The 12,595-nt window shown below is 69.4% G+C and carries 11 protein-coding genes and 1 riboswitch; of the genes, 3 read left to right on the top strand and 8 right to left on the bottom strand.

Going from position 1 to position 12,595, the window contains the following annotated elements:
* Positions 1-54 precede the first annotated feature (54 nt).
* The 8 genes from A8W25_RS23165 to A8W25_RS23130 form a co-directional block, all read right to left on the bottom strand.
* Entirely contained in the window at positions 55-1,326 is a 1,272-nt protein-coding gene (locus A8W25_RS23165) for an ABC transporter ATP-binding protein (protein WP_067167081.1), read from the bottom strand.
* A 44-nt stretch (positions 1,327-1,370) separates the two neighbouring features.
* A complete protein-coding gene (locus A8W25_RS23160) occupies positions 1,371-2,465 on the bottom strand; it encodes an ABC transporter ATP-binding protein (RefSeq protein ID WP_067164554.1) in 1,095 nt (364 codons plus the stop codon).
* Positions 2,462-3,472, bottom strand: coding sequence for an ABC transporter permease (locus A8W25_RS23155; RefSeq protein ID WP_067164552.1), 1,011 nt, complete (start codon positions 3,470-3,472; stop codon positions 2,462-2,464). Before A8W25_RS23155 ends, A8W25_RS23160 begins: the two co-directional genes overlap by 4 nt.
* Before the next feature lie 101 nt (positions 3,473-3,573).
* Positions 3,574-5,334 carry an ABC transporter substrate-binding protein gene (locus A8W25_RS23150; protein ID WP_067164550.1) on the bottom strand — a complete coding sequence of 587 codons (1,761 nt, stop codon included), beginning with the start codon at positions 5,332-5,334 and terminating at the stop codon, positions 3,574-3,576.
* 65 nt (positions 5,335-5,399) lie between these two features.
* Positions 5,400-6,398, bottom strand: a complete 999-nt coding sequence (locus A8W25_RS23145; protein ID WP_067164548.1) for an ABC transporter permease — start codon at positions 6,396-6,398, stop codon at positions 5,400-5,402.
* 420 nt (positions 6,399-6,818) lie between these two features.
* Positions 6,819-7,616 (bottom strand): enhanced serine sensitivity protein SseB C-terminal domain-containing protein, encoded by a 798-nt coding sequence (locus A8W25_RS23140; protein WP_067164547.1) that lies wholly within the window; start codon positions 7,614-7,616, stop codon positions 6,819-6,821.
* Between the two features lie 123 nt (positions 7,617-7,739).
* Positions 7,740-8,498 (bottom strand): enhanced serine sensitivity protein SseB, encoded by a 759-nt coding sequence (locus tag A8W25_RS23135; RefSeq protein ID WP_067164545.1) that lies wholly within the window; start codon positions 8,496-8,498, stop codon positions 7,740-7,742.
* Between the two features lie 89 nt (positions 8,499-8,587).
* Complete coding sequence (locus A8W25_RS23130; protein WP_067164543.1) at positions 8,588-9,217, bottom strand: AAA family ATPase; 630 nt, start codon at positions 9,215-9,217, stop codon at positions 8,588-8,590.
* 129 nt (positions 9,218-9,346) lie between these two features.
* Positions 9,347-9,469: riboswitch (glycine riboswitch) on the top strand.
* A 143-nt stretch (positions 9,470-9,612) separates the two neighbouring features.
* On the opposite strand from A8W25_RS23130, the gene gcvT reads away from it, so the two are divergent.
* From gcvT to glyA, 3 genes are all read left to right on the top strand, one after another.
* Entirely contained in the window at positions 9,613-10,728 is a 1,116-nt protein-coding gene (gene gcvT, locus A8W25_RS23125) for a glycine cleavage system aminomethyltransferase GcvT (protein ID WP_067164541.1), read from the top strand.
* Between the two features lie 69 nt (positions 10,729-10,797).
* Positions 10,798-11,175: a glycine cleavage system protein GcvH gene (gcvH, locus tag A8W25_RS23120; protein ID WP_067164540.1), complete on the top strand. Its 378-nt coding sequence runs from the start codon at positions 10,798-10,800 to the stop codon at positions 11,173-11,175.
* Positions 11,176-11,199: 24 nt separating this feature from the next.
* Positions 11,200-12,477: a serine hydroxymethyltransferase gene (glyA, locus tag A8W25_RS23115; RefSeq protein WP_067164538.1), complete on the top strand. Its 1,278-nt coding sequence runs from the start codon at positions 11,200-11,202 to the stop codon at positions 12,475-12,477.
* The last annotated feature ends 118 nt before the right edge of the window (positions 12,478-12,595 follow it).

Genomic DNA, 12,595 nt, shown 5'->3' with positions numbered 1-12,595 from the left:
GACTCTGCACTCTCCCGTTTCGGCGTGAACATGACTTTGCCGAACCGTCATGCGTTACTTGTCGGTTGACTCCTGAACGGGGGCGTCCGGTCCGGATGCGTCGGGTGTCTCGGCGGCCTCGGCGGTCGCTTCGGCCTCCGCCGCCCCGGTGGCCGCCTCGGCTTCGACGACCTCGGTCTCGGCCGCCTCGGCCACGGCCTCCGCCGGAGCCTCCGTGTCGGTGTCCGCGTCCGCGGCGGCCTCGGTCTTCGTCACCGACACCGACACCACCTCGACCGTCTCCCGCGCCTGCGGCAGCACCGCTTCGCCGGGAGCCTGGTCCGGTGCGTTCTCCGGGTGGTGGCAGGCCACCTGGTGGCCGGTCTTCAGGGCGATCAGCGGCGGCTCCTGCGTCTTGCAGACCTCCGTCGCCTTCCAGCACCGGGTGTGGAAGCGGCAGCCGCTCGGCGGTGAGATGGGCGAGGGCACATCGCCCTTGAGCAGGATCCGCTCGCTCTTGACGCCCTTGCGCTTGGGGTCCGGCACCGGCACGGCCGACAGCAGCGCCTTGGTGTACGGGTGCATGGGGGCCGAGTACAGCGACTTGCGGTCGGCGAGCTCCACGATCTTGCCGAGGTACATCACCGCGATCCGGTCCGAGACGTGCCGGATGACCGACAGGTCGTGGGCGATGATCACATAGGTGAGGCCCAGCTCGGTCTGGAGGTCGTCGAGGAGGTTGACCACCTGCGCCTGGATCGACACGTCGAGCGCCGAGACCGGCTCGTCCGCCACGACCAGCTTCGGGTTGAGCGCGAGCGCGCGGGCGATGCCGATGCGCTGGCGCTGGCCGCCGGAGAACTCGTGCGGATAGCGGTTGTAGTGCTCGGGGTTGAGGCCCACCAGCTCCATCAGCCGCTGGACCTCCTTCTTCACCCCGCCCTCGGGCGTGACGCCCTGGAGCCGGAAGGGGGTGGAGACGATCCCGCCGATGGTGTGGCGCGGGTTCAGCGAGCCGTACGGGTCCTGGAAGATCATCTGCATGTCGCGGCGGAGCGGACGCATCCGCCCGGCGGACATGTGCGTGATGTCGTGGCCCTGGAACTCGACCTTGCCGCCCGTCGGTTCGAGCAGCCGGGTGACGAGCCGGCCCATCGTCGACTTGCCGCAGCCCGACTCGCCCACCACGCCGAGGGTCTCGCCCGCGCGGACGTCGAAGGACACGCCGTCGACCGCCTTGACCGCGCCGGTCTGCCGGCCGAGCAGCCCCTTCTTGATGGGGAAGTGCTTGGTGAGCCCCTCCACCTTGAGAAGCGGCTCGGGCGAGGAGGCCGACTGCTCAGGAATCGCCGTCTCAGGGCCCTTGGAGCCCTCCGTGGACTTCTTCTCGCTCACAGCTTCGGCGCAATCTCTTCGGTCCAGATACGGGTCCGCTCCTCCTGCGACATATGGCAGGCCGAGAAGTGCCCTTCGGCGTCGTCCCACTGCTTGAGCTCGGGACGCACGGTGCGCGTGACGTTGTCCTTGGGCAGGTCCGCGTACGGGCAGCGCGGGTTGAAGGCGCAGCCGGACGGCACGTTGATCAGCGACGGCGGCTGGCCCTTGACCGGGATCAGCCGGTCCGTCTCCTCGCGGTCGATGCGCGGCATGGACCCCAACAGGCCCCAGGTGTAGGGGTGCTGGGGCTCGTAGAAGACCTTCTCGGCGGGTCCCCGCTCGATGCACCGGCCGCCGTACATCACCAGGAGGTCGTCCGCCATCTCGGCGACCACGCCCAGATCGTGCGTGATCATGATGACGGCGGAGCCGAACTCCTTCTGCAGATCCCGGATCAGGTCCAGGATCTGCGCCTGGACGGTGACGTCCAGGGCGGTGGTCGGCTCGTCCGCGATCAGCAGCTCCGGGTTGTTGACCAGCGCCATCGCGATCATCGCGCGCTGGCGCATACCGCCGGAGAACTCATGCGGATACGAGTCCACGCGCTTGCCGGGCTCGGGGATGCCGACCCGGTCGAGCATCTCGACGGCCCTGGTCTTGGCGACCTTCTTGGAGACGGCGTTGTGGACCCGGTAGGCCTCCACGATCTGCGCGCCGACCGAGTAGTACGGGTGCATCGCGGAGAGCGGGTCCTGGAAGATCATGGCCATCTTCCGGCCGCGCAGGCGCCGTACGTGGTCCGCGTCGGCGCCGATCAGCTCCTCGCCGTCCAGCCACACCTCGCCGGAGATCTTCGCGTTGGCGCTGCGGTGCAGCCCCATCACTCCGAGCGAGGTCACCGACTTGCCGGAGCCGGACTCGCCCACGATGCCAAGGGTCTTGCCGGGCTTGATGTCGAAGCTGACCCCGTCGACGGACTTGACCAGGCCGTCGTCGGTGTCGAAGTGGATGCGCAGGTCCCGTACGGAGAGGAAGGCCTCCCCGGCGTCGGCGGGGCGCTCGGCCACCGGCTCGCCGACGGCCGCGCCGGTCTTGTTCAGGTCGCTCACGAGAGCCTCACCCTGGGGTCGATCGCGGCGTACACCAGGTCCACCAGCAGATTGCAGAGAACGATGAAGAAGGCGGCGACCAGGGTCACGCCCATGACGACCGGGAGGTCGTTGTTCCGGACGCCGTCGACCGCGTAGAAGCCGAGGCCGGGGAAGGAGAAGACCTGCTCGGTGATGACCGCGCCGCCGATCAGCAGACCGAAGTCCATGCCGAAGATGGTGACGATCGGGGTGAGCGCGGCGCGCAGGCCGTGCTTGCCGATGACGGTCCGCTCCCGCAGGCCCTTGGCGCGGGCGGTGCGGATGTAGTCCTCCCCCATGGTCTCCAGCATTCCGGCCCGGGTGAGCCGGGCGTAGAGCGCGGAGTAGAGGAAGGCGAGGCTGCACCAGGGGATCAGCAGGTTCCAGGCCCAGTCGGCTGGATTGTCCATGAAGGGCACATAGTGCACACCGGACCAGATGGGCCATTGGACGGTGAACAGCCCCTGGCCCAGCATTCCGGTGAAGAAGATCGGGAGGGACACGCCGGCCAGCGCGATGGCCATGAAGAAGCGGTCCATGAACGAGCCCCGCTTGAGGGCGGAGACGACACCGACCGCCACACCGGAGGTCAGCCAGATGACGGCCGCACCGATGGCGAGCGAGAAGGTGACCGGGACCCGGTCGGTCAGCTGCGGCCAGACCTCGACGTGGTTCTTGAACGAGTAGCCGAAGCAGGGGGCGTTGCAGACCGAGGCGTCGGGCCCGAACTGGTAGGTCGCGCCGACGAAGATCTGCTTGATGAAGTGCCAGTACTGCTCGTAGAGCGGTTGATCGAACCCGAGGTTCTTCTTCACCGCTGCGATCGCACTGGCATTGGCGTCCTTGCCCACGTACTGGGCGGCCAGCTGGTCCATCGTCTGGCCGGCGAGGCGGGGCACCAGGAAGTAAATCGCGAAGGTGACCGCGCTGACGATCAGCAGCAGGACCACCGCGCCGAAAGCGCGTCGGATGATGTACGCAGCCACAGCTGTCCGGCAACCGGTGCCCGCCAGGCCGGGGGTCTTCCCGACCCGGCGGGCACCGGAGCCTTCACCTGCCTTTCAAAGAACTCGGGGGTTCAACCGCTTTACTTGGAGGAACCCATCAGCAGGTAGTCGTACATACCGAGGTACGCCTGGGTGACGGTGACGTTGGTGGCCGACGCCGGGCGGAACAGCAGGTTCTTGCGGTAGATCAGCGGAACGGCGGAGGCGTTCTCGGCGACCATCTTGTCGATGTCGCCCCAGGCCTTCTCACGGGCGGCCTTGTCCGTGTTGGCGATGGCGTCGTTCAGTGCCTTGTTGATCGCCGGGTCGTTCAGCTCCTGGACGTTGTTGCCACCGGACGGCTTGATGGCCGAGCCGTTGATGATCTGGTCCAGGAAGCCGAAGCCGGTCGGCCAGTCGGCACCCCACGCGGTCATGATCATGCCGAGCTTGTGGTCGTGCACGTACTGCGGGTTGCCGGCGAAGTTCTGGAAGTACTTGCCCGCGGGGAAGGACTTGATCTCAGCGTTGATGTTGAGCTTCTTCAGCGACGCCTGGACCGCGGTGGCCATGGCCATCTCGGACGGGCGGTCGGAGCGGGCCGTCAGGCTGGTCGAGAAGCCGTTCGGCTGCCCGCACTGCTTGAGCTCGTCCTTGGCCTTGGCCTCGTCGCCCTTGTCGCCCGGGGTCTCGTACTGGTTGAACTTGGCGTAGCCGTTGACCGACGGCGGCAGCAGCGTCGAGGCGACGTCACCCTTGGGCGCGCCACCCGCGGCGGCCTGGATCGACGCCTTGTCGATGCCCCACTGGACCGCCTTGCGGCAGTGGATGTTGTCGAAGGGGGCGACGTTCACGTTCAGACCGATGTACGAGGTCGCGCCGGCGTACGAGCCGTCCGTCTGCGACTTGTACTTCGGGTTGGTGAGGACCTTCGGCTGGGTCTGCGGGGAGACACCGGTGCCGGCCGCGTCGACGGTCAGGTTGTCGGCGAGCAGGTCGTTGTCGACCGTGACCGCGTTGACCTTGAACCGGATGCTGATCTTGTCCGGCAGGGCCGGGCGGACCGGGTCGGTCTTCTGGTCCCACTGCGTGTTGCGGACGAGGGTCGCGCCCTTGCCCTCCTCGTACGACTCGAACTTGTACGGGCCGGAGGAGACGATGTGCTGGACGTAGGTCGCGCCCTTGTCCTTGTCGCGCGGCACGGGAGCCGTCTGCGAGAAGGTCGCCAGGTAGTCGAAGTCCGCGAAGGCGTCCTTCAGCTTGAAGACGATGGTGGTGTCGTCCGGGGTCTCGATCGACGCGATGCCCTTGGGGTCCTTGTTCTTGTACGGACCCTCGTACTTGTCGCCGCCCTCCAGGTGGGACTTGAAGTACGTCGGACCGTTGGACAGCGCCTCGGGGGCGAAGTTCGAACGCTCGACGGCGTACTTGACGTCCTTCGAGGTGATCGGCGTGCCGTCCTCGAACTTCAGGCCCTTGCGCAGGGTGTACGTCCAGGTCTTCGCGTCGGCGCTGGGCTTGCCGAGCGACTCCGCGAGGTCCGGGACCACGGTCAGGCCGTCCTTGCCGGCGGCCGGCTTGAACGTGGTGAGCGTACGGCCGTACAGGCGGGAGAAGTTCTGCACCCAGCCGTAGTACGTGTTGCCCGGGTCCAGGGAGTCCGGGACGTCCGACATGGCGTAGGTGGCGGTGCCACCCTTCTTGTCGGACTTGTTCACGATCTGGCTGAGGCCCGCGTCAGTGACGGACTTGCCGCCCTTGCCGCTGCCCTTGTCGTCGTCCTTGGAGTCGTTGCACGCGGTGGCCCCCAGTGTCAGCGCCACGGCGGTAGCGATCAGAACGGTCGCTTTTCTCGTCTTCACCTGAGGAATGCCCCCTCTATGGATGGTTGCGGCAGATGTGTCGTTGTGTGGCAGGTGCCGCGTGCTTACTTTCCTCGCGGGTCGAGGGCGTCTCGCAGCCCGTCGCCCAGCAGGTTGAACGCCAGGACCGTGATGAAGATCGCCAGGCCCGGCACGATCATGTACTGCGGGTCCGCCTCGTAGAGGTCGGTCGCGGTGGAGAGCATTCCGCCCCACGATGCCTGCGGCGGCGAGATGCCGACGCCGAGGAAGCTGAGTCCGGCCTCGAACAGGATGTTCGTGGGGATCAGGAGCGTGGAGTAGACCAGGATCGGTGCGACCAGGTTCGGCAGCAGTTCCCGGATCAGGATGAAGGGACCGCGGGCGCCGAGGCTCTTGGCGGCCTCGACGAACTCGCGTTCGCGCAGGCTGAGCGTCTGGGCCCGGACGATGCGGCCCATGTACGGCCAGCTGAAGAAGCCGATCACGAAGATCAGCACGCTGATCCTCAGTGGCAGCCCGGTCAGTCCGAACGCCCCGTCCTGGAGGGACGCGGAGATCGAGATGGCGAAGAGCAGGAGCGGGAACGCCAGGAAGACGTCCATCGCACGGCTGATCAGGGTGTCCGCCCAGCCGCCGTAGAAGCCGGCCGTGACACCCATGATCACGCCGATGACGACCGAGAGCAGCGTGGCGCCGCCCGCGACGAGCAGCGACACCCAGGAGCCCTCGATGATCCGGGACAGGATGTCGCGCCCGTACTGCGGGTCGACACCCAGCGGGTGCTCCCAACTCATCCCGCCCCAGGCACCCTTGGGCGCCAGCAGGGCCGGGTCGATCAGATCCTGGTGGAACTCGTTCGGATCCATCCCGAACGCCCACTGGATGGGCTTGGAGAGAACGGCGAGCAGGACGAGCAGGACGACGACGACGCCACCGGCGACCGCGAGTTTGTCGCGCTTGAAGCGCGTCCAGGCGATCTGTCCGAGTGAACGGCCCTCGATCTGGCTCTGCTTGGCCCCCGTGAGTACTGCCTCCGGCGGCACCTCGGCAGCCGATCCGGTGGTCTCGAGCGGTGCGGTCACAGTGCCTCTGACCCCTCCCGGCCGGCGGATGGCCGGCCCGTACCAGCCGCTGTGGCGGCTTGTTCCATCAGGTGGTGCGGTGATCTGCGACGGGCCAACCGGCCCTTGTTAGCCGGGAGTCTTCAACGCGTTCGCGATCACCCGCCAGACCTGACGGTGAATGGTTGCCTAAACGTGATGCGGTCAGATGACTTCCGTTATGCGGACGTCGTGATCGTCTGAGCGGATCAGTCGGGCACTAACCGACCAGATCGGTCATGTCGCCCAACTGCCTTGATGAACGGCCGAATTGGGTGGACCAGTCGGGGCAACCGGGACAGGAGCACCGGATAGGGATACGCGTGGTGCACGTGAGGCGTGTGATGCCCCTGATATGTGGACCTTGTGCGGCTTTAGGGGGTTGTGTGACGCGTATGGCGTTCAGTAGGCGCGCGGGGCGGCCGGAGGGTAGCCGTACCCGCCCGCGGGGGCCGCGGGGGCCGCGTGCGCCTCACGGTCGTAGAAGGGGCGCCCGTGGGCCCGCAGCCACATCCCGACCGGGTCGTACTCGTCGGACAGGGCGACCGTGGAGACCGGCAGCCCGTCGGGGACGGCGGCGACCGACTGCTGCATCATCGCGCGCACCGCGTCGACGGACTGCGGCCCGGTGTCGTAGAGATCGAGGCCGATGGCCAGATACGGCGTGCCGAGCGCGGGCTGCACCCAGGCGCGGCGCAGCGCCCGGACCGCCGGGGTGCGGTGCGCGTGCTGCGCGAGCAGGGCGTAGAACTGCGGGATCTCCACAGCCGGTTCGGTGATCCGCAGCGGGCCCGCGGGCATCCGGTCGAGGCCGGTGGCGATCCGGCGCAGATCCGGCCAGGGGATGCCGACCCCGCCGCCGGGGGCGTGCGGGTTGAGCCAGATCCCGTACCGGTCGGGGTAGAGGGCGCGGGCGATGTCACGGCCGGTGACCACCTCGTGGGCCCGGTTCCAGCCACTGGTGGCGAGCTCCTGGGCGGAGGTCACACAGGGCGCGTACGCCACCCCGTCGACCTCCATGTTCCCGTACTGGGCGTCGGGGGCGCCGGGGCCGCCGTGCCACAGCAGCATCCACAGCCGGCCGGACGAGGGGTCGGCGAGGGCGTGCAGCAGCGCCTCGTACGCGTCGTAGCGTCCGGGGGCCACCTGGCGCAGCATGTGCTCGACCTGCCCGGCCGCCGCGGTGCCTGACGCACTCACCCTGGGTCCCGCCCCTCTTCGTTCCCCCGCGCCGCCGGTGCACAGGCGTGCCGCCGTGGAGGGTCTACGGATATGAAACCAGCTTATGCGGGAGTCCTGGCGGGTGGCCCGCGCGTGGGCGGACTAAGGGGTGGCCCGCGTGTAGAAGGGGCGCACTCGCTCCCGCATCCAGTCGCCCACCGGGTCCTGGGCCACGTCGAGCAGCACCAGGTTCACCGGCCGGCCCACCGGGACCCGGCCCAGCGCCCGGCCCAGCGCCTCCATGGGGGCGTTGCGCCCGGCACCGTCCCAGGTGGAGAACTCCACGCCGATGAACAGGGTCGGCTCGTCCCCCTCGATGGAGGCGAGCGCACGACGGGCGGTGCGCACCACACCGGTGGCCTCGAACTCGGCGGCCGCGGCGGTCAGGAAGTCCACCGGGTCCTCCTGCCAGTCGGGCTCGAAGAGCCGCACCCGGGCGCCGGAGGCGGGCCCGTCGAGGACGGTGCGCCCGGTGCGGCACAGCTCGGCGACGGCGGGCGGCGGCAGCGGTACGCCGATCGCGCCCTCCGGGTTCAGCGCGATGCCCAGCTGCGGCGGCAGCCCCCGGGCGAACTCGACGGCGGGCGCGACGGCGAACGACATGTGCGGGCCGACGCACTGGAGGAACTGCTGCTCGGAGCTGTAGACCGGGACGTAGGGGGCGCCGGCGATCTCCATGGTGGGCAGATCGAGGTCGGCGCTGTCGCGGCCGCCGCCGTTGGGGAGGGGGACCCAGACGGGGTTGCGGCCCAGGACCTCTATCAGCCGGGGGCCCGCGCCCGGGACGCCGAGCGAGGCGGACAGCGCCTCCTCCAGCTCGTTGCCCGGCCAGCCGCCGCCCTGGGGGTGCGGGAATTCCATGTGCCAGTCCTTTTTCCGCGGGCCGTCGTGGGCTGGTCGCGCGGTTGTCCGCGCCCCTGGAGGGGGTGTGGATCCCCCGCACGGAAACCTTAGCGGCGAGCGGGGCCCGGCCCGAAGGCGATCCGGTCCACCGTCTCCGCCGCCGGCCTGTCCAGCAGGACCGCCGAGGCCACCCCCCGGGGCAGGCGGCCCTCCGCCACCGCGGCTATCAGGCGGGGCACCGCCCTGGAGTGGCGGGCGAAGGCGTACCCGGAGACCTTGCGGCCGCGGGCCACCTGGCCCGCCAGGGCGGTCTCCGGGGTGACGTCGAGGAGCACCAGGTGCAGCGAGCGGCCGGTGCGTGCCGCACCCTTCGCCAGCGACCAGCGCACCCAGGCGTGGGTGCCGCAGTCGTGGACGGCCAGGCCCCCGCCCGACCGCAGCGCCCGGTGCATCCGGAGGAAGTGGGCGACCCGCACCACCGGGCGGTACAGCGCGTACGGCACACCGCCCATCCTGGCCTCCCAGGCGCGGCGGGTGTCCTGCGAGTCGATGCCGAGGCCGGTGACCGCCCGGCGCAGCAGGGTCGTCTTGCCGCTGCCGGGCAGGCCGGAGACGACCACCACGTCCCCCTCGGCGAACCGGAGCGTGTGCGGAGAGCGACCGTCCCGGCCGCGCAGGTCCCGGACCGCCGGAACTGCGGCCTCCGCCTGCGCCGCCGCCGTCGTGTGAACCGTCATCGGTGCTCCCCCTGCCGGGTCGGACGACCCTTTCCCCATGCGCGTAAAAGGATGGTAATGAGACTCAGGTGATGTGATGCCCGCGGGAGGCGTGCAATGATGTGCGCGCCAAACTGCATACCGGCCGCTTGAATCCACGCGGGAGAGTCCCCGGCAGTTCCCCCAAGGCCCCAGCGGGCCGGGAGGATCGCGGGGCGCCGAAGGAGCAAGTCCCTCCCTTGAATCTCTCAGGCCCCGTACCGCGTGGATGAGGCAGATCTGAAAAGCGGGTCGCGCGTTCCCGGACGGCGCGGCCCCACCCAAGGTGCAAGCCGGGTCTCCCGGCGAACCTCTCAGGTTCCGATGACAGATGGGGAGGATCGTCCTCGCCGTCATGCCCTGGGAGCCACACCCTCATGAGCAATCCCCGTCTCACCGCCCTTGACGCAACGCACCGTTCGCTGGGCGCGACCATGACCGACTTCGCCGGCTGGGACATGCCGCTGCGCTACGGCAGCGAGCGCGACGAGCACACCGCCGTCCGCACCAGGGCCGGTCTCTTCGACCTCTCCCACATGGGCGAGATCACCGTCACCGGCCCGCAGGCCGTGCGGGCGCTGGACTACGCGCTGGTCGGCAACATGAGCACCATCGGCGTGGGCCGCGCCCGCTACACGATGATCTGCCAGGAGGACGGCGGCATCGTCGACGACCTGATCGTGTACCGCCTCGGCGAGGACGAGTACATGGTCGTCGCCAACGCGGGCAACGCCCAGGTCGTCCTGGACGCGATCACCGAGCGCGCGGCCGGCTTCGAGGGCGTCGAGGTGCGCGACGACCGGGACGCGTACGCGCTGCTCGCCGTCCAGGGCCCCGAGTCCCCCGGCATCCTGAAGTCGCTCACCGACGCCGACCTGGACGGCCTGAAGTACTACGCGGGCCTGCCCGGCACCGTGGCCGGCGTCCCGGCGCTGATCGCCCGTACGGGCTACACCGGTGAGGACGGCTTCGAGCTCTTCGTGGCCCCGGCCGACGCCGAGAAGCTGTGGCAGGCGCTCACCGAGGCGGGCAAGGACGCGGGCCTGGTGCCGTGCGGTCTGTCCTGCCGCGACACGCTGCGCCTGGAGGCGGGCATGCCGCTGTACGGGCACGAGCTGACCACCGCGCTCACCCCGTTCGACGCGGGGCTCGGCCGGGTCGTGAAGTTCGAGAAGGAGGGCGACTTCGTGGGGCGCGCCGCCCTGGAGGCCGCCGCCGAGCGCGCCGCCGCCCGGGCCCCGCGCAAGCTGGTCGGCCTGATCGCCGAGGGCCGCCGGGTGCCGCGCGCCGGGTTCTCCGTGGTGGCCGACGGCCAGGTCGTCGGCGAGATCACCTCGGGCGCCCCGTCCCCGACCCTCGGCAAGCCGATCGCCATGGCGTACGTGGACGCCGCGCACGCCGCACCGGGCACCTCCGGCGTCGGCGTGGACATTCGCGGTACGCATGAGCCGTACGAGGTCGTGGCGCTGCCGTTCTACAAGCGCCAGAAGTGACCCCTCGCACACGCACCGCATGACTTTTCCGTTCACCACCACTCCCCCTCGTACAGGAGAATTCAGGTCATGAGCAACCCCCAGCAGCTGCGTTACAGCAAGGAGCACGAGTGGCTGTCGGTCGCCGAGGAGGGCGTCTCGACGGTCGGCATCACGGAGCACGCGGCCAACGCGCTCGGTGACGTGGTGTTCGTCCAGCTCCCGGCGGTCGGTGACACGGTGACCGCGGGCGAGACCTGCGGCGAGCTGGAGTCGACCAAGTCGGTCAGCGACCTGTACTCCCCGGTCACGGGCGAGGTCGTCGCGGCCAACCAGGACGTCGTCGACGACCCGTCGCTGGTGAACTCCGCCCCCTTCGAGGGCGGCTGGCTGTTCAAGGTGAAGATCGATGGCGAGCCGGACGACCTGCTCTCCTCCGACGAGTACACCGCCTTCACCGCCGGCTGACCCACGACCTCCAGGGATCTTCTGATGTCGCTTCTGAACCAGCCCCTCCACGAGCTCGACCCGGACGTCGCCGCGGCCGTCGACGCCGAGCTGAACCGTCAGCAGTCCACCCTCGAAATGATCGCCTCGGAGAACTTCGCTCCGGTCGCGGTCATGGAGGCCCAGGGCACGGTCCTCACCAACAAGTACGCCGAGGGCTACCCGGGACGCCGCTACTACGGCGGCTGCGAGCACGTCGACGTGACCGAGCAGATCGCGATCGACCGCGTCAAGGACCTGTTCGGCGCGGAGTACGCCAACGTCCAGCCGCACTCCGGCGCCTCCGCCAACCAGGCCGCCCTCTTCGCGATCGCCCAGCCCGGCGACACGATCCTCGGCCTGGACCTGGCGCACGGCGGCCACCTCACCCACGGCATGCGCCTGAACTTCTCCGGCAAGCAGTTCAACGTGGTCCCGTACCACGTCGACGAGGCCGGTCTGGTCGACATGGCCGAGGTCGAGCGCCTGGCCAAGGAGCACCGCCCCAAGGTGATCATCGCGGGCTGGTCCGCGTACCCGCGGCAGCTGGACTTCGCCGAGTTCCGCCGCATCGCGGACGAGGTCGAGGCCCTCCTGTGGGTCGACATGGCGCACTTCGCCGGCCTGGTCGCGGCCGGGCTGCACCCGAACCCGGTGCCGTTCGCGGACGTGGTCACCTCCACCACGCACAAGACGCTCGGCGGCCCGCGCGGCGGCATCATCCTGGCCCGGAACAAGGACTTCGCGAAGAAGCTGAACTCCGCGGTCTTCCCGGGCTTCCAGGGCGGCCCCCTGGAGCACGTGATCGCGGCCAAGGCGGTGTCCTTCAAGGTCGCGGCCTCCGAGGAGTTCAAGGAGCGCCAGCAGCGCACCCTGGACGGCGCCCGTATCCTGGCCGAGCGCCTGGTCCAGGACGACGTCACCGCGCACGGCGTCTCGGTCCTGTCCGGCGGCACGGATGTGCACCTGGTCCTGGTGGACCTGCGCAACTCCGAGCTCGACGGCCAGCAGGCCGAGGACCGCCTCCACGAGGTCGGCATCACGGTCAACCGCAACGCCGTCCCGAACGACCCGCGGCCCCCGATGACCACCTCGGGCCTGCGGATCGGCACCCCGGCGCTGGCCACCCGCGGTTTCGGCGCGGACGACTTCCGTGAGGTCGCCGACATCATCGCCGAGACGCTGAAGGCTGCCTCTCCCTTCGGGGGTTCTGACAAGGACGCCCTCGCCGCCCGGGTCTCGGCCCTGGCCGCGAAGCACCCGCTGTACCCCGGCCTGAAGTAGTTTCGTACCCTTTTATTCGTACGAACCTTCGGGGCACCGCGCACACTGGACAGTGAGTGCGGTGCCCCGAACCCTTGCACCGCCCGTTTCACCTGCTCGCTCTGCACCACCTGGCAGA

The sequence above is a fragment of the Streptomyces sp. ERV7 genome (assembly GCF_001653515.1).
Taxonomy (GTDB): domain Bacteria; phylum Actinomycetota; class Actinomycetes; order Streptomycetales; family Streptomycetaceae; genus Streptomyces.
This window is presented reverse-complemented; position numbering and strand designations above follow the sequence as displayed.

Bases quoted from the DNA above. Each gene is read 5' to 3' on its own strand.
- gcvH (WP_067164540.1), top strand. From the start codon at position 10,798: ATGAGCAACCCCCAGCAGCTGCGTTACAGCAAGGAGCACGAGTGGCTG.
- glyA (WP_067164538.1), top strand. From the start codon at position 11,200: ATGTCGCTTCTGAACCAGCCCCTCCACGAGCTCGACCCGGACGTCGCC.
- A8W25_RS23135 (WP_067164545.1), bottom strand. From the start codon at position 8,498: ATGGAATTCCCGCACCCCCAGGGCGGCGGCTGGCCGGGCAACGAGCTG.
- gcvT (WP_067164541.1), top strand. From the start codon at position 9,613: ATGAGCAATCCCCGTCTCACCGCCCTTGACGCAACGCACCGTTCGCTG.
- A8W25_RS23130 (WP_067164543.1), bottom strand. From the start codon at position 9,217: ATGACGGTTCACACGACGGCGGCGGCGCAGGCGGAGGCCGCAGTTCCG.